The sequence below is a fragment of the Petralouisia muris genome (assembly GCF_004793545.1).
Lineage (GTDB): Bacteria > Bacillota > Clostridia > Lachnospirales > Lachnospiraceae > Petralouisia > Petralouisia muris.
This window is the reverse complement of record NZ_SRYA01000019.1, coordinates 24,112-40,109: the sequence shown is the minus strand read 5'-3', so window position 1 is coordinate 40,109 and position 15,998 is coordinate 24,112. Positions and strand designations below refer to the sequence as shown.

General features: G+C 42.7%; 18 protein-coding genes and 2 pseudogenes. 13 read left to right on the top strand and 7 right to left on the bottom strand.

Annotated elements, in window-relative coordinates; translation table 11 throughout:
• The first annotated feature begins 9 nt into the window (after positions 1-9).
• The 3 genes and pseudogenes from E5329_RS11100 to E5329_RS11090 all read left to right on the top strand — a co-directional run.
• Positions 10-1,299, top strand: a complete 1,290-nt coding sequence (locus tag E5329_RS11100; protein WP_135989601.1) for a sensor histidine kinase — start codon at positions 10-12, stop codon at positions 1,297-1,299.
• A gap of 117 nt (positions 1,300-1,416) precedes the next feature.
• Positions 1,417-3,351: a GGDEF domain-containing protein gene (locus tag E5329_RS11095; protein WP_135989600.1), complete on the top strand. Its 1,935-nt coding sequence runs from the start codon at positions 1,417-1,419 to the stop codon at positions 3,349-3,351.
• A 72-nt stretch (positions 3,352-3,423) separates the two neighbouring features.
• Positions 3,424-3,915: pseudogene (locus tag E5329_RS11090) on the top strand (transposase); the annotation flags it as partial.
• Positions 3,916-4,055: 140 nt separating this feature from the next.
• On the opposite strand, the gene E5329_RS11085 reads toward E5329_RS11090, so the two are convergent.
• From E5329_RS11085 to E5329_RS30610, 3 genes are read right to left on the bottom strand one after another with little or no spacing between them, the layout of a single operon-like run.
• Positions 4,056-4,358 carry an AAA family ATPase gene (locus tag E5329_RS11085; RefSeq protein ID WP_275443197.1) on the bottom strand — a complete coding sequence of 101 codons (303 nt, stop codon included), beginning with the start codon at positions 4,356-4,358 and terminating at the stop codon, positions 4,056-4,058.
• Positions 4,355-4,921 carry a transposase gene (locus tag E5329_RS11080; RefSeq protein WP_168356586.1) on the bottom strand — a complete coding sequence of 189 codons (567 nt, stop codon included), beginning with the start codon at positions 4,919-4,921 and terminating at the stop codon, positions 4,355-4,357. The genes E5329_RS11085 and E5329_RS11080 overlap by 4 nt, the downstream gene beginning before the upstream one ends.
• The gene (locus E5329_RS30610) at positions 4,918-5,019 is read right to left on the bottom strand and encodes a winged helix-turn-helix domain-containing protein (protein ID WP_275443196.1); all 102 of its coding nucleotides are present in this window, start codon (positions 5,017-5,019) and stop codon (positions 4,918-4,920) included. The genes E5329_RS11080 and E5329_RS30610 overlap by 4 nt, the downstream gene beginning before the upstream one ends.
• Positions 5,020-5,382: 363 nt before the next feature.
• Here E5329_RS30610 and E5329_RS32145 point away from each other — a divergent pair.
• Both E5329_RS32145 and E5329_RS32825 read left to right on the top strand, forming a co-directional pair.
• Positions 5,383-5,562 (top strand): annotated as a pseudogene (locus E5329_RS32145) (transposase); the annotation flags it as partial.
• Between the two features lie 455 nt (positions 5,563-6,017).
• A complete protein-coding gene (locus E5329_RS32825) occupies positions 6,018-7,475 on the top strand; it encodes a DDE-type integrase/transposase/recombinase (RefSeq protein WP_135989597.1) in 1,458 nt (485 codons plus the stop codon).
• Positions 7,476-7,822: 347 nt separating this feature from the next.
• Here E5329_RS32825 and E5329_RS11055 read toward each other — a convergent pair whose 3' ends face one another.
• Both E5329_RS11055 and E5329_RS11050 read right to left on the bottom strand, forming a co-directional pair.
• On the bottom strand, positions 7,823-8,572 hold the full coding sequence (locus E5329_RS11055; protein WP_275443205.1) for an Rpn family recombination-promoting nuclease/putative transposase: 750 nt from the start codon (positions 8,570-8,572) through the stop codon (positions 7,823-7,825).
• Between the two features lie 245 nt (positions 8,573-8,817).
• A complete protein-coding gene (locus E5329_RS11050) occupies positions 8,818-9,108 on the bottom strand; it encodes a hypothetical protein (RefSeq protein ID WP_275443195.1) in 291 nt (96 codons plus the stop codon).
• A gap of 421 nt (positions 9,109-9,529) precedes the next feature.
• On the opposite strand from E5329_RS11050, the gene E5329_RS11045 reads away from it, so the two are divergent.
• The 6 genes from E5329_RS11045 (at position 9,530) to E5329_RS11020 (ending at position 13,451) form a co-directional block, all read left to right on the top strand.
• The gene (locus E5329_RS11045) at positions 9,530-9,880 is read left to right on the top strand and encodes a TnpV protein (RefSeq protein ID WP_135989596.1); all 351 of its coding nucleotides are present in this window, start codon (positions 9,530-9,532) and stop codon (positions 9,878-9,880) included.
• A 159-nt stretch (positions 9,881-10,039) separates the two neighbouring features.
• Positions 10,040-10,582, top strand: a complete 543-nt coding sequence (locus E5329_RS11040) for a DUF6609 family protein (protein ID WP_135989595.1) — start codon at positions 10,040-10,042, stop codon at positions 10,580-10,582.
• Positions 10,583-10,650: 68 nt separating this feature from the next.
• The gene (locus E5329_RS11035; protein WP_135989594.1) at positions 10,651-10,929 is read left to right on the top strand and encodes a hypothetical protein; all 279 of its coding nucleotides are present in this window, start codon (positions 10,651-10,653) and stop codon (positions 10,927-10,929) included.
• Between the two features lie 418 nt (positions 10,930-11,347).
• The gene (locus E5329_RS11030; protein ID WP_275443194.1) at positions 11,348-11,797 is read left to right on the top strand and encodes a helix-turn-helix domain-containing protein; all 450 of its coding nucleotides are present in this window, start codon (positions 11,348-11,350) and stop codon (positions 11,795-11,797) included.
• A gap of 33 nt (positions 11,798-11,830) precedes the next feature.
• Entirely contained in the window at positions 11,831-12,559 is a 729-nt protein-coding gene (locus E5329_RS11025; RefSeq protein ID WP_135989593.1) for a DUF3239 domain-containing protein, read from the top strand.
• A 106-nt stretch (positions 12,560-12,665) separates the two neighbouring features.
• Entirely contained in the window at positions 12,666-13,451 is a 786-nt protein-coding gene (locus E5329_RS11020; RefSeq protein ID WP_135989592.1) for a CPBP family intramembrane glutamic endopeptidase, read from the top strand.
• Positions 13,452-13,498: 47 nt separating this feature from the next.
• Here the strand turns inward: E5329_RS11020 and E5329_RS11015 are convergent, their stop codons facing one another.
• Positions 13,499-14,446 (bottom strand): IS110 family transposase, encoded by a 948-nt coding sequence (locus tag E5329_RS11015; RefSeq protein ID WP_135989591.1) that lies wholly within the window; start codon positions 14,444-14,446, stop codon positions 13,499-13,501.
• An 81-nt stretch (positions 14,447-14,527) separates the two neighbouring features.
• On the bottom strand, positions 14,528-14,818 hold the full coding sequence (locus E5329_RS11010) for a hypothetical protein (protein WP_135989590.1): 291 nt from the start codon (positions 14,816-14,818) through the stop codon (positions 14,528-14,530).
• Positions 14,819-15,010: 192 nt separating this feature from the next.
• Between E5329_RS11010 and E5329_RS11005 the strand changes: the two genes are divergently transcribed.
• Both E5329_RS11005 and E5329_RS29720 read left to right on the top strand, forming a co-directional pair.
• Positions 15,011-15,748 (top strand): hypothetical protein, encoded by a 738-nt coding sequence (locus E5329_RS11005; protein WP_135989589.1) that lies wholly within the window; start codon positions 15,011-15,013, stop codon positions 15,746-15,748.
• Positions 15,749-15,761: 13 nt separating this feature from the next.
• Entirely contained in the window at positions 15,762-15,914 is a 153-nt protein-coding gene (locus E5329_RS29720; RefSeq protein WP_168356585.1) for a hypothetical protein, read from the top strand.
• The last annotated feature ends 84 nt before the right edge of the window (positions 15,915-15,998 follow it).

Below are 15,998 nucleotides of genomic sequence, written 5' to 3'. Positions count from 1 at the left end.
GGAGGACACATGGACTATTTTAACAATTTATCTTATATCATTAGCCACCTGTTTTTGATGCTTTACATATATCTGTTTATCCCGCACGGCCACAACAAACTTACGTCCTGCCTGATATGCTTTTCTTCCTTCCTGATTTTGAGTGGCGCAGATATTCTCAAACTGAATATTTTTCCAGGCAGTGATGTCTGCTATTTCTTTGTCACCTTATTCCAGATTTTTGTGACCCAGTCCACCGGTCCTCTGATTGCCGCTCACGGAAACAGCAAAATTCTGTTTATTGGCTTAAGCGCTTCCAATTATACGATTATCGGAAGCGTTACCGCCTCCATTCTGTATATCTATACAGAAAACATCCCCCTTTCCCTGGTGGGAAACTTTGCCGTCCATACTGCTATTCTGCTTATTTTATACAAAAGCATCCGAAATATCTGGAACAATCAATACGAAAACGACAACAATCGGGAATGGTGGGAATTATGTCTGATTCCTTCTATTTTTTACTGCACCTTTTCCTGTTTTGCCTTTTTCCCTTACCCCCTTCAGGAAGACCCCCACAATATCCCTGGTATCCTGTGCCTGATGATTACCATGCTGGTTTCCTATGTTGTGGTGCTCCATTATATTGAAAGCGACTCCAAACGGCAGGACATCTACTGGAAAAATATTCTCTTTGAATCCTACATCAAGAGTCTGGAAGCCCAGTATGAGCTGGTAGAAGAATCCGAAAAAAATATCCGGATTCTCCGGCATGACATCCGGCATTACATCAGCATGATCGAACATCTTCTGGATGAAAAAAATTACGATGAAATCCGCAAAATTATTGCCCATATCAGCAATACGTCGGAAGAAAACAAGGTGGTAAAATACTGTGACAACCTGATTATCAATTCTATTATTTCCAAAATGCAGGAACAGGCCCAGGCTCTCGGAATTACGGCCAGCCTGGATCTTGAAATTCCCCGGAAAACCCTTGTGGACAATTACGAACTTGCAGCCGTCATTGCCAACCTCTTTGAAAATGCAATGATCTGTGTGAAAAATTATGAAAAAGAAAAAAGATACATTGACATCAAAATCCGGCACACCCGGGATCACCTGCTGATTCAAGCAAAAAACGAGTGCCGGGAAAAGCTTGTTTTCGACCCCGCCACCAAACTTCCCAAAAGCCAAAAAGGAAAAAATCACGGCCTGGGCATGCAGAGCATTCTGGCCTTCTCAGAAAAAATTGACGGCGCCATCGACTGTTACCTGGAAAAAAACGTTTTCCACATGATACTGTTTGCAAAATTTTAACTGTTCCTAACTGCCGTTACAAAATAACACGATTTTGCGAAATATTAAATCCTCTGTATTTTACAGGAAATGCTATAATGTTTAAGAGTATTTTTATAAATAATGGAGGATTTTTCCATGCAGAAAATTTTTATCCGATATACCTTCGCGATTATGACATCAGCGATTTTACTGATATTCTTCATCAACTTTTTATTTACCCTGCACACTTTGGAATCCCAGCAATTTAATACTTTTCATACCAAGACAGCGCAGATTATCCACACATTGGAAATGAACCAGGAGGAACTTACAATTATCCGTGAAAACCTGGACGAGGATTATCTGACCCGCGCCAAAGCAGCCGCCTATGTATTAGACAGAGAAGATGAATTATCCCTGAATGTAGACGAAATGAAATATCTGGCCAACCTGCTGAATGTAGACGAAGTTCATGTCATTGATGAAAACGGAATCATTGTGGCCGGCTCCGTCTCTCAGTATATCGGCATCGACATGGCAAACCACAAGCAGACCCGGGCCTTCCTGGCCCTTTTAGAAAGCGATGACAAAAACGCATACTTAATTCAGGACTCACAGCCTAACGCCGCTGAAAATAAAGTGATGCAGTATGTGGGCGTGGTTCGGAAAATCAAAAAAGGCATTGTCCAGGTAGGATTTAAGCCCACCAGACAGATGGAGGCGCAGGCGAGAAACACCTACGATTCCATTTTCAATTTATTTCCAGCAGATGTGGGCGAAGAATTTTTTATCATAGACAGCACAACAGGAACTATCCTTGGACACTCCAACGGCCTGGAACAGCATTTTGACGCAGAATGCTATCAGCTGGAGCAGCTTGCAGGCTGTCAGAAAGGCGCATACCTGAAGGGAAAAGAGGGCAGGATTATGTATGTGACCGCCACTCCCTATGAAGACAAATTAATTTGCGCTGCCCTGCCCCGGGACGCGCTGTTTGAAAAACTCTGGGAGCAGATTTTCAATACTTTTCTGTATTTGCTGCTGATAGAAGCTGTGGCGCTGATTCTTCTGAATCACCTGGTAAAGCGAAAAGCTGTGAACGGCATTCACCGCATTATTGAAAATCTGACCGCCATTACCAACGGCCATCTGGACACTGTGGTAGCGGTAGGTGGAAACCGGGAATTCGAAGAACTGAGCCGTGGGATCAATACCATGGTAAAAAGCATTGTCAGAAGTTCAGACCGCATTTCGACCATTATTGAAATCAGCGGCGTTCCCCTTGCCGCCTTTGAATATGAGCGTGGGCTGAATCATGTTTTCCATACTTCCGGCCTGAAGGAACTGTTAGATATTCCGGAACAGATGGCGGAACGATTCTTCAGCAATTCCGTACTGTTTGACCGCTATATCCAGGAAATTATGACGAACCCCATTTCCGAGGAAACTGATATTTTCCGTATCCGGGATACCCGCTACGTCCGCATCCATATTTCAGAATCTTCCGGTAAACATCTTGGCGTTGTAATGGACGTCAGCAGCGATATTTTGAAAAAACAGCAGATGCATTACGAAAACACGCATGACTTCCTGACCGGATTGCACAAATTCCCCCATTTCAAACAGCTTGCTTCGGAAATCCTGAGAAACATGCCCCAAGAACATATCTGCGCCGTTGTCATGATAGATTTGGATCATTTTAAATCCATTAACGATACCTACGGCCATGATGTGGGCGATATATATCTGCAGAGTTTTTCTGCCGTCATGCAGTCCATGCCCGAAGAACATTTTCTGACCGCACGACGCTCCGGCGATGAATTCTGCATGATGATTTTCGGCTGCAAAAGCCGGGAGGAAATTACAGGCTATTTAGACAAGTTCTACGAAACCCTCAGAAGCAATCCCATTGCTCTGTCTCCGGATAAAAATAAGGTGATCAGCGCTTCCAGCGGATTCGCCTGGACTGCAGATCCTTCTGACAGTATCCGCCAGCTTCTGTCCCAGGCGGATGAGGCTTTGTATGAGATAAAACGCCAGACCAAAGGGCGCTATGGGGAATATGCAAGTAAAATCCTTCCTTTGACATAACATAATTTCTTTCTGAATCCTACGGAAACATACGGAACAGAATCCTTCGTTTAAAACAGCAGATGGTATGGAAAAAGCATCACCGTCCGTGCCGGTTATGAGGTCATAAACCGTACCATTGATAAATATGGCCAGTTCCTTCTGGAAGGCGACATTGAAGTCAATATCTGGTGGACAAACCTTGGAATGACGGACCGCGAAGTCATTGCGCTCTACCATGCCCATGACGAATGCGAGCAGTTTCACAGCGAGAGCAAGACCGACATGGATCGGGGGCGGCTGCCATCCGGGAATTTTGAGACCAATGAACTGGCATTGGAGCTGGCAATCCTGGCCTATAACCTCCTTCGGATGATCGGACAGGAAAGCATCGGCAGGAAGGGCACAGAGACAAGGCATAAGGTCAGACGCAGGAGACTGCGCACGGTGATTGGTAACATGATCATTATGACAAGCCACGTTACAGAACATGCCAGACAGCTGATGTTAGGCCCTGGCGGAAGCAACACATGGAGGTATGCATTTGCCGGGGTGTATACGGCATTTGCAGATTTCCGATTATAAATACCATCTTGTCAGCTCCCTTGTTGCGAAACCAAGGGGTAAGTATGCCCTTTTGAACGAATTTCCAGAGTTCCTAACCGCTATTTGGAAATAAATTCAGTCCATATACATTAAAAATACAACTTTTGAAGAACTATTTATCAATAGTAAGTCAATCCATCATCATCTACTTCTCGAATCTCTGTTTTTCTATCAGGCAACTGGAACACTTCTCCAAAAATTGCCGGCGCATTGCCACGATTTATTTCTCCTATGATAAGAATATATTCCTTTTCTGGATTCTTATATGCATCATGAAGAATATTCGTAAATGAACCGGGTGTAAACTTATAGCTTACCTGCCCATCTTCATCAACATTAGGCAGAATCTGCCCAATAAAATCAGAATATGTGTAATCTGGATGGAAAACCAAACGTTCCGAAATATCAGCTGCTGCAGTCACGCTCCCACCAGAATACTGCACCCTCTGACAATGCAGTAAACATATATTGCGTGCGGAATAATCCCGCTGTGTATGTTCTGCTTCAGGTTATGGTTCAAATATTCATCTGGATTGATTTCAGGGGAATAAGGTGAAGTGTAAAATAATTCTATTTCATCCTTATGCTCTAACAACCATTCTGCAACAATTTTTCCATGATGGACTTTAAGATTGTCAACGATAAATAAGACTTTCCTGTCCGTGTCTTTTTCAAGCCGTCCCATAAAGTCTATAAATCGTTGCTGAGTCATGTTCGCATCATAGCGGAGAAAATGGCAGGTTCCCTGATTGCTGATGGCTGAAATCATATTGTTCTTTTCCATTTTGGAGAAAGTCTGTCCCTTTGGCGCAAATCCTTTGACATGGTACGCCTGATTATTTATTCCAGTCTCATCTCCCCAAAAAATTACGGCATCTTCTTTTTTTGCCTGTTTTACAATGGCAGGATATGTTTCATGCATAAATGCGTTCATCTTCACATTATCCTGGAAATACGCCTTTTTCGTTGGGCATTGGCAGGTCACCCCCACCGTTTCAGGTATTCGCTCATATTCCGAAGCGTAATGGCTATATTATATTTTTCCTGAATTAACTGGCGTACAGCGGCACGTGTCCACAACATAAAGCTCAGTTTCCTCTGGTCAGGCATTTTGTCAATAAGGATGTTTCGGATCTCTTTTTCCTGTGCAGGCGTAAGTTGGCGTTTTTCGCCTAATTTACGGCCACGCTTTTTCTCCTTCAGACATTTCGCGCCCTCCTTTTTATACACGCTTGATATTCTATCCACTGTCTGAATTGAGATATTGAGCGTTTCCGCAATTTCTTTATGCTTTACATGCCTTTTTTAAAGTCCTATCGCTTGTTATTTCATGATTTTCCTGGTCTCTGGGGGACTTTTAGTAAATTGATTTTTTCCATACTTTTATTATATCCGAAAACCATGCTAATGAATAGAGAAAACATCAAGTTTTAACCGCTAAAGTAATATAACTTCCTGCGCCCTCATAAACACAATAAATACAATGTTCTCAACAAAGTGGAGATGCTACAAGGCGCTGACAACATGCCCAGCAAATGGCAGATGCTCATCTTCCTCGGGCAGCAGACCATCCTGAATATGCAGAAAAACGGTACTGCACAGACGGAGCGGAGCTGTTGTCAATAGAACCGTGGAATACCGCAGCAGGCGGCTGCGCTGACTGTGAGGATATGCCGCGAAAGTCTATCGACATAAGGCTCACGGATAATCCTGGCCAGCAGAAAAGGGGCGACTGCGCCCTTTTCCTGCCATCCGGCGAGGACGGGTGCGGGCAAAGCCCGCTAATGGGTCAAGGGACGAGTCCCTCGTGGGGTTTGGGGCAACGCCCAAAGGTCTTAAAACCACCAATATCTGCAATTTTCAAGGTTTCTTTAAGCCTATTTTTTAGACTAAGTTTTTTCATAGATTACTTGACACTGCCCAACACCCGGTACTGTAAAGTTTTACAGCTCTATTCTCAATTAAAACCCTTCATTTTCAAGGATTACACCACTTTTTGCAAATAAAAAAAAATGACCCCCTTTTTTCGTGTATCATGTAGTTCCCACACAAACAAAATACGAAAGGTAAATCATTGCTTTATGGATAACATTATACTATATTTATTTAAAATCATTCAAGAACAATATCTGCAAATCTGCTGGCTTGTTCTTTTTATCTGCAGATACATCCCTCTCAAGCAGTGGGCACATGAGGAACTCCATAGCCCTAAATACAAAAAGTTCCTCACAGACAAACTCCCTGTCATCAAACCTTTTATCAAACAGGACTGGCAGCTCTGGAACGAATACTGCCGCCTCCGCTACGGCAAAGCCGTTAAGCCCGTCAATCCTCATAAAGGCAAGCACCGTAACGTTCCCTCTGACACCGTCTGCCCTCTCTGCGGCGCCCCTCATGACTGCCTCTATGACAACTCCGGCGGCCGCGGGCAATTTAAGCGCAAGGTCTGCGGGCAAACCTTCGTCAATGTTGAAAAAGTAACCTCCCAGTTAAAACTACAGCGCCCTTATTGCGGCCATGCATTCCAGCCCGTCAAAGACCGGAAACATTTCCGTATCCATAAGTGTGTCAACGACAACTGCACTTACTATCAGTGGAATCTCCGAAAGCTCCCCAAAGGGCTTCCACAATCCGAATACTGGAAATACAAACTGCGGTGCCTTTACCGCGAATTTTCCGTAAACTTTTTTGATATGGAACTGAACCAGCTCCCAAAGTGGGCAACCTCCTTCCGGTATAAGAAAAACAACGCCTATATCATGGGGCTGTGCCTTACCTATCGGGTAAACTTAAAGCTCTCCCTGCGGCAGACCGTACAGGCCCTGAAAGAAATCCATGGCATTGACATCTCACATACCATGGTCAACAACTATGCCAAAACAGCCGCTGTCATCATCCGTCCCTTTGTCGATTCCTATGACTACAATCCTTCCAACGAACTTGCCGCTGATGAAACTTACATCAAAATCAAAGGGGTCAAAGCATATGTCTGGCTCATCATGAATAAAGTGACGCGCTCCATCCTCGGCTATCAGTTCTCCACTTCAAGAGATGTGGGGCCTTGCATTCTTACCATGCGTATGGCATTTGATAAATTTAAGGAATTCCCCGGCAGAACCCTGAAATTCATTGCTGACGGATACAGCGCGTACCCGCTTGCCGCCCAGCAGTTCAAGATTGAAAAAGGCTGGGACATATCCATCACACAGGCGAACGGCCTTACCAATGACGACGAGGTATCCAAAAAATTCCGGCCATTTAAACAGTTGATTGAACGCCTGAACCGAACCTTCAAGGAATCTTACCGCGTCACCTGCGGTTACGGTACGGACGGCGGCGCAATACACAGCGTTTCCCTCTGGGTCGCTTACTATAACTTTCTGCGTCCTCATGAAAAATCCGGCGGCAGGGAACCGCTGAATAAAGTGGAACCGCTGGAAGGCGCCGGAAATATGCCCGGTGAATGGCAACTCCTGCTCTACCTCGGCCAGCAGGAAATCTTAAAGCAGCAACAGGGCGAAGCCCATATCTGTTCTTAGATTCCGAGCCAGAGGGAATGACCTAGCCATCCCTAAGGGACCTGCCCTTGATGGCACGCCAAAATCAATCGTATCTACCATTATCAAGGTTCTAATGGAGCCTATTTTTTTGACTCCAGTTTTTCATAGGCTACTTTACACTACCCAACACCCTGCTCATATTTTTCCTGATAATTCATCTGCAAAGTCATATCGTCATGCCTCTTTTTCTTCTTCCCTCTTTTCTCTATACCGCATTTCCAATGTCATAATCTCAGCCCCATCTACATTCCATTTTTTAGTGAACCATCCATATTGAAAATTTTAAGGCAAAACATTTTGAAATGCTTTGCCTGTGACTTTGTTTTCTAACTGATATGATATTCCTTATAAAATTCCTGACGGCATTCTTCATCCTGCGACACTCTGACAATATCAGATAGCCTGCCGTCTTCATTTAGTAACATTATCAGTTTGGCCATCTTGTTTTCTCCATATTTTTCTCCTATTTCCCGATTTTCCTGGTCACGCATTAACAATGTCATATACTCATGCCTCCATTCTCTGTTTTTCCTGGCATTTTCCACTGCCTCTTCCAATTCATCCACAAACGGGTCTGCTGGTTTCTTCCCAGCTACATAATCTAAGAACGCTTTCAGTCCGGGGCTGACATCATCCATCGTCCCCTTGGCATTCAGGAATATCTTTGTCGTTCCGTCCTCCAGAAGGATATCCTTATCTTCCCTGCAGGTATTCTCAAACGTGTAGATATGCCTGCCCATGCCGAACTGGTCGAAAGGGCAGATAAAAATAGTATAGCTCGGTTTTAATTTTTTGTACGATTCGCATTTGTCAATCATCTGCATATCCAAAAGGCTCTGATAATATCTTGTTCTCTTTGGCATCTCCTTTGACATAGCGACTTGCATCTCAATATCGTAAACATTATTGTTGCTATCTGCAACGTATACATCCAAACGCACGCTTTTCGCGTCTATGTCAGGACGTATCGCTTTTTGTGTTTCTGGATATTCTATATGGTCTATCTTTAACTGTGGCAGTATCCGCTGTAAAAGCTCTTTGCACAGCTTTGGGTCCTGCATGACTTTCCCAAAGATAAAGTCATTCGATATCTGTAATTCTTCCCACGCTGTGGCGTTAGTATTATGATTTTCCCTTCTGTTTCCGCCTTTCTTCGGTTTGATTATAACATATCCACGCAGCCGGATAAAGGGTTGTTTTCTGTATTGGATGGACAACCCTATCTATTTTCTGGCTATGATAATTACAGAAAAACCTTATTATATTTATATTCAATTAGCATCGGCTAATTTAATTGCGGCATTATAGTTCGGAAACCACCCTATGTATCTGCTCGTATTCGATGCTCTCTGAAACAATATTTATAAAAAGCTCTGTCATTCAGCGTTTCATCGGTCAGCTCGGAGTGTTCAATGTGCCTGCTCACCCTGTTCAGATGGGATATGTCCTCAAGCTCGAATCTGTCAAACGTCTGGTACAGCATTTCGTCAATCTCAATATTCTGCTGCTTTCCACGCCCGTCTTTAAAAGAGAGGTAATAATGCCCCTCGGTTATCGTCAAAGTGTACGGATTATACTTGTCCTTTTTTCGGTTTGGATGCTTTTCAAGCATTGTAATTTCCTCCAATCAATCTGAATTTTTTTGAAAATCCAGATTGACGGGCGGAGAACAGCATCCCACGTTAAAAACAGCCCTGCGGCATGTTCTAACAAAAAACGACAAAAGAAAAACCGCAAAGGCTGTCACCACATAAGGAGATAATTTGAAAACATAATTGGAATACAGCTTATGGGCGATAGCAAAGGCAAAAGCCAGCGTAAAAGTAGGAATGCTTTTCACGCTGGCTTACTCTATATAAAAATATAATCACATATTCGTAAAATGTAATTTCTTTTGCCACAATGCGGAAAAGTAATGCAAAATTCAAAGCAGCACTTAGCGGTTGATAATGTGCATATCAAAGCAGTCAACAACTAACCCAAAAATAAAATTATGGAGGATTAATACTATGGAAAAGACATTGTTTGAATAGATGGGCGGGACATATACAAGGGTTGGCGATTATTATTTGCCTGCACTCGCCTTACCTGCCGAAAAAGAAAAGCATATCGGCATATGGGGACAGAGACATGCAAAGTATTTGAAACAAAACCATAAGGTTTTATATATGAACCTCTTTACCAGCGGCAGGCTGAATGAATATCTTGCAAGTGTAGACGCACTGGCAGTAGATATGTTTTTTCGGCTGGCAACGAAATATTCCGACAGGCAGGGCGTGACAGAACAGTTGAAATCCGAAAACCAATTCTTATGGATTCAAAAGATGAATAACATTTTGGCGTGTGTAAGGGAAGTTGTTGAAAATGATATAATTTATTCATAGGTGAATGACAGCGTTTCCGTAATAAGCGGCAGTCCCATTCAAACCTAAGCAAAGACAGTAAGATAGAAAGACAGTTTGAGAATTGAAAAATCCCATGTTTTCATGTATAATTGGAAAAAGAAGTTAGACTGGAAAATCGAAATTTACAGGAGGAACGAAATGAAAGAAATATTGGAATTTAACCACAAAAAACAATGTGGTTTATGGTTGATTCTTATTGGAATTGTACTAATAGTAGCTGTCATTTGTGGCGGTGAATTTTTTGTTAATCCGTTTGTGTTTCTGATAGGTTATTATGCCTGCTTTTTTGGAGTCAATGTAAACAAAAAAGTGAGAGAAAAACTTTCTCAAGGAGATATTTCTAAAAAGCAGATAAAGATAATTTATTTTTCGATTGCTACGTTGTTCATATTAATGTTTTGTATTGCTGGCCCGTTTATCCCCGGATGGCATTGGAGGCAGATATGGCTTGGTGTACTGATGGCAACATCAATACATTTCTTCTTGTGGTTTTTTGTACATGGTTGGAGTATGGTAGTGTTGGGGATTGTATGTATGGTTATCGTAACAATGGGCTATATTTTTCCGGGCATACCAGTTTCAGTTATTTGCATTGCAGATGTGATGGTTAAACTGATATGCGGAATATATTTGTTATTTATTGCAAAACCATCAAAATACATTCCTAATATGATAAAATAGCGAATGTACAAAGAAACAACTTCCAGTTTGACATACTGAAAAATCAAGATTTGAAAGGAGTAACAGACATGGAATTTCCTTTTTATGATTCACCCGATACTGCTACGATTATCTGTTGTCATATATTGAAGCGTCAGGCACCTATTCTATATGTATCACATGATGAAGATGACGGAATGTGGCAATTTCTATGCGGAGAAACACACGAAACAGATGAAGCAAAGTTAGTATCTTTAAAATGGGTTTTTGATTTAGATAACTCTGTTAGTACCTTAAAGGATATGCCTTGCGGTTACTTTGCAGAAAGGAAAACTCAAGATGACGATTGGATTATCAGAAAGCGATAACTTCCCATTTGTCGAGCAGAACAACACATCATCACAGAGCCAGGCGCATAAGACGCAGAGACGAAAGACTCGTGAAAAATCACAGTTATCGGGAGGTTATGGCGAGCGACAAATGGGAAGTTGTACTGGGTAAAATAAAATTATTTGGCCAATAGATAATAATGGGTAAAATATTTAATATTTAAGATAATTATGATTCAAAAAAACAGAAAATTCATTGCTGTCGCGTTTAGTTTCTTTCAAGTTTGTTTTGTTTGAATACAGAACGGACAGGAAGAATAAATAACATACGCGCTTGTGCAAGGGGGATTGTAAAAGGGGAAGTTATTTTTGCATAAATCCAATGCAGCGTTTAACATTTCAACGGAGCGTTTCTTGAATATGGTGTTTCTTGTGATATTATGAAATCGGAAAGAAGGTGAAAATATTGAACGTTCAAAAAACAGGCAGTCTGATTGCCGCTATCAGGAAAGAACAAAATCGCACGCAGCAGGATTTAGCGAATGAATTGGGAGTATCAAGTGCAGCTGTTTCAAAATGGGAACGGGGTATCGGATTTCCAGATGTATCTCTTATGGAACCATTAGCTGCATCCCTGGGGATTTCCATAGCAGAATTATTCAAGGGCGAAAGAACAGAAAACAACATTGATAACGAATATGAATGTCTGTTGTCAGATGTTGTAAAAGTATCAGCAAATGAAATAACCAAGAAGAAAAAAATAACGAATTGGATGATTGCCATTACTGTTGCTGTTCTTTATTTGATGATTTCTGTAATATCACACAAGTGGGAAATAACCTGGGTGGTCTGGATTGTATATTGTTTTTATCGGATTTTTACTGAATATATCTATAAAAAATATTAGTAATCTACAGAAACGTAAGAAACGGAGAAAAAAATGGTCGATTATTCACAATTTGAGGCAAGTGTAAAATCCGGCATCCATGCAGATGTGAGCCGGATACGGCAAAAGGATGAAATAATAAAAGCCGTCGTCAAAAAGCGGCGAAGCTCCGCGATAATCTGCGTGTGCTTCCTATGTATGTCAGGAATTTCTTTGTTTAAAAGCTGGATTCCCGCCGTTATCTGTTTCCTTCTTGCATTGTTTTTCCTATGGCGGGCTGTCGGAAAATTTTCTGACGAGTATTTACGGGAAATGTACGAGGAGGGGCTTTTGGTTCCCGGCATGATCGTGAAAACGGAACCCCTTACTATCATGGCAATCGCAAACATGACCGCGCGGGATGGCGCGGCAACCGTAAATGGGTGCTACTGTCTGGAGGTGAAAGAGCTTGACGGGGCGCAAAAGATTCTATTTGAAAAAATCCCCTGCTCCTGTTTTTTCTGCTATGAGGGCGGCGATTACCATTCTTCCTTCCAGCCCCATCCCCTCTATTGGGGAACGGCTGATCAGCAGTCTGTTCAAGAAGCGTTAAGACAGGTGGAGGAGGACAACAAAGAAAATACAAAAGATGAATGGGAAGTGCTCAAGGAGGTTGCGCGACAGTTCCCTGATTTGGGAAACGGGAACTTGATTTTACTGGATGAAAATTACGTTCCCTTCGGGAAAAAGAACTACATGGACAGCAACTATAAGCCCCTCAACGAGGAAGCTGCCCCCAAGTAATATGTTCCATTTAGGGAAACGCTAATGAAAGCGTTTCCCTCGTCGCAAATGCGGGATTTATAAGTGAGAAAAGAGTTCCTGATACGAATTTTGGGAGGTAATTTTTATGTTTTTTTCAGTAATATTAATCTTGTTGATTGCCATTGTATTCAGAAAACAGAAAATGGCCGAAACAGGACAACAGAAATCTGATGAAATAGAACATTTGTCTAAAAATAAAAAAGAACTCATCCTCGGCTTATCATGGTATATATTCTATTTTATGCTGTCTTACATAAGCTGTGCCTATCAGGTCGATATAATAAGCGAATTATCAAACTGGCTGTTTCTGGTTTTCTTTCCACTCCTGATTATTGCTGTTTTCAGAAAAGAGAAAGTGATACAAACCCTGAAAGAAACAGGCTTAAAACATTTTGACAGAAAAACTGTACTAAGGATACTGTTGATTTGTGCTGTATACCAAGGTGTTATTATCCTTGTCTTTGGTTTAGGGGAATTTTATTTTAATATAACGAATATTCTCCAAATATTAATAAAACTTCCAGTATTTTTTTGCCTGATGATACTTACAGCAGCGTTTACGGAAGAAGTTTTCTTCAGGGGCATTCTGCAAAGAACTATGATGGATTCACTGAAAAAGCCGTACCTTGCCATACTGCTCACCGGTATTCTGTTTGGACTATACCATTTCCCGTTTGCATATTATCTGTGGGACGATACTGCCGGAAACATAATGTATTCACTCAGAATGGTTATGACGGAACATGTCCTTACTGGCTGCGCTTTTGGATTTATGTACTATAAATCCAATAAAAACCTCTGGAGCTGTATCATTTTACATGCTTTCACCAATGCGGCTATTATGGCTCTCGGCACTGTATTTTCGACATAAACAGTGTATCCAGAACTTATGACAGGGCTTTTAACAACGCAGACAAATCAAAATTGAAGTTTATAGAGAATGTAAGTAAGGAGTTTGGCAATGAAAAATCTTTTGAAAAGTAACCGATTTGCAGTTTTCATAATCTCCACATTTGGCACTTCCTTTACTTTTTCTTCCAGATATCCATCCAGTCTCTTTAGCTGGTCTGTCTTAGTAAGATAGTCATTCACAAGGATCCATATCTCAAGCCTTGCCGCCTCTCCGGCTTCCAGCCCTACACTGTTCTGTGCAACTTCTACCAGAGTCTGTGCCCTCTTTATTCCTGCCGCACGCACTTTTGCATCTCGCCATATCTGATTGATTCCGCCTGCTCCAATTTTTAAGATATCCTCTGGAAGTGGCGCCTCCTTAAGAAGCATAAGTCCACTAGTGGAATTCCAATCGGCATAACACTCAAAATACTCCGGAAAGAACTTCTGGAGCCATCCCTGTATCTGGTTTGACAGACGCACATGCTGTTTCATGATCTGGTCTCTGCAAACAGAAGCCTCCCTGATCTCGGCATAAATCCCGCCCGGCAGATACGATGTTGAAAATCTTCCGTCTTTCACAAGCAACGCGATCGTCTTGGGATCTTTCAGGTCACTCTTTTCAGGACTGTTGTCATCCAGTTCCATGCTCCTGTTTACCGTATACGGATTGACTGTCACAAGCTGGATATCATGATCCAGCAGGAATTTCTGGAACGTAAGCCAGTAGCATCCGGTAGGCTCACAGCCAACAATGACCTTTTTCATTCCGGTTTTATTCATGAGTTCCTCTGTCCATCTGAGGAAAGTGAGAAACCCCATTCCGGTGTTACTGAACTTAAATACCCTGCGGGATAGTTCAAATCCCCTCCAGTCAAATGCCCTGCAGAAGTGAGTCTGTGATCCGACATCAACTCCTACGATCAATGTGTCAGATGTTACTTGCATAAGTCTGTCATTTTGTGTTAAATTCATTATTAGAAACCTCCGTTGATTTAAGTGTTTTTATTCATCCGGCCAAGATGAACACTCTAATCATACATCAGAGGTTTCTTTTTATTCAATTGGCGTTATTTCTGAATTACAGGAATGCTCTCTATGGACGTAAGAATAATCAACCGGAGCATATCTGGGTTTATATTTAAACTTATCCGGATAGAACAGTTCATAAAGCCTGTCGTCACCCCATTCAGAAATATCATCCCATGATTTGTCCGATTGTAAGAATAACGCCTGTACTTCAGCGACGTTATTTCTTGATACACCTAAAACTTTTGACACCTCCCTTGCGCTTAGATTTTTTCCCAGAAGTTCCAGAATACTTCTGACTTTTGTCTTCTTAAACATAAAAAGACCTCCCTATAGATTATTTGGTGATACTGCATCAGCAGTTCTCCAAGAATAACTATAAGGAGATTTATAGTGAAATCAAATATGTGTGCTGCCACAATATGTTGTGGTGGCTCTGAAGGTGGAAAATACCATTTCCGGGTGGCTCTGAAGCGGGAAACTGGTGGCTCCCAAGGGGGATAATATTCAGTGAAGGACGACGCATTCAAGAATGAGCTTTTTCTGGAAGAAACCAAGCGCTTCTACACCACTTTGATTAACCGGCACATTCACGACCCGGAGCGGCGCTTGAAGGTCTTTGACCCGAACAGCGTCTACCTCCCGACAAAGAAAATCGGGAAGAACAACCCGAAGGCGGCGGAGATCGAGGCGGACAACACTGCACGGCAGGACTGGAACAGAACGGCGGATATGGCGCTGGTGTCCGGGATCGAGGAGTCCAAGATCATTGAGATCAAGAACGAGCATGTCTACGACGAAGCAACACGCTCCATTCAGAAGCACGGCTGGCTGCCGGGACTGTTCCGTGGGATCATCCAAAAGGCAAAGGAAATCCTGATGGGATTGATCCGGGAGACGGAGGTCCCTCCCAAGCCTACGCTGTCCGTTGATATGGCAGAGTACCGCAAGATGCAGAAACTGATGGTCAAGGTACAGGACGAGGCCAGGGCGGTGAAGCAGCTCATGCACGGAGAGCTGCCAAAGCTGGAAAAGCAGCTTGCCGAAACGACCGGCCTGTTCAAAGGCAAAGAGCGCAAGGCCCTGCAGGAAAAGATTGCAAGCTTAAAACAGGAGATCGACCGCCGGATGAACCGGCTGCCCAACATTCTCAAAGAGGACGGCTATCCCGACGTGCAGGCATTCAAGCGGACGTATGACGCCGCTACGGCCCTCGTGGAACAGTACAATCGTGATCTGGCCGCATGAGAGCAGGCGGTCAATGGCAAAGGTAAAACCAAGCCTCAGCAAAACCGCCCGAAAGAGAGAGTATCCGAAAGAAGCTCCGGGATTTGGAGGCGGAAGCCAAGCGCCGGAATGCCGAGCGGCGGCGGAGTCCCGGCACCGCAGCTATGACTATGACAGAGGCCGCTAAGATAGAAAAATACACCGCAGGAAGCCCTGCGGTGCATACATAGAAAGCATAAAAGGTGAAAACCACCAAATCTATTTGTAAGAA

What these genes read in the sequence shown, in the direction of transcription:
- E5329_RS11100 (WP_135989601.1), top strand. Translation starts at nt 10, where the DNA reads ATGGACTATTTTAACAATTTATCTTATATCATTAGCCACCTGTTTTTG.
- E5329_RS11095 (WP_135989600.1), top strand. Translation starts at nt 1,417, where the DNA reads ATGCAGAAAATTTTTATCCGATATACCTTCGCGATTATGACATCAGCG.
- E5329_RS30610 (WP_275443196.1), bottom strand. Translation starts at nt 5,019, where the DNA reads ATGTTGTGGACACGTGCCGCTGTACGCCAGTTAATTCAGGAAAAATAT.
- E5329_RS32825 (WP_135989597.1), top strand. Translation starts at nt 6,018, where the DNA reads ATGGATAACATTATACTATATTTATTTAAAATCATTCAAGAACAATAT.
- E5329_RS11050 (WP_275443195.1), bottom strand. Translation starts at nt 9,108, where the DNA reads ATGCTTGAAAAGCATCCAAACCGAAAAAAGGACAAGTATAATCCGTAC.
- E5329_RS11045 (WP_135989596.1), top strand. Translation starts at nt 9,530, where the DNA reads ATGGGCGGGACATATACAAGGGTTGGCGATTATTATTTGCCTGCACTC.
- E5329_RS11040 (WP_135989595.1), top strand. Translation starts at nt 10,040, where the DNA reads ATGAAAGAAATATTGGAATTTAACCACAAAAAACAATGTGGTTTATGG.
- E5329_RS11035 (WP_135989594.1), top strand. Translation starts at nt 10,651, where the DNA reads ATGGAATTTCCTTTTTATGATTCACCCGATACTGCTACGATTATCTGT.
- E5329_RS11025 (WP_135989593.1), top strand. Translation starts at nt 11,831, where the DNA reads ATGGTCGATTATTCACAATTTGAGGCAAGTGTAAAATCCGGCATCCAT.
- E5329_RS11020 (WP_135989592.1), top strand. Translation starts at nt 12,666, where the DNA reads ATGTTTTTTTCAGTAATATTAATCTTGTTGATTGCCATTGTATTCAGA.
- E5329_RS11015 (WP_135989591.1), bottom strand. Translation starts at nt 14,446, where the DNA reads ATGAATTTAACACAAAATGACAGACTTATGCAAGTAACATCTGACACA.
- E5329_RS11010 (WP_135989590.1), bottom strand. Translation starts at nt 14,818, where the DNA reads ATGTTTAAGAAGACAAAAGTCAGAAGTATTCTGGAACTTCTGGGAAAA.
- E5329_RS29720 (WP_168356585.1), top strand. Translation starts at nt 15,762, where the DNA reads ATGGCAAAGGTAAAACCAAGCCTCAGCAAAACCGCCCGAAAGAGAGAG.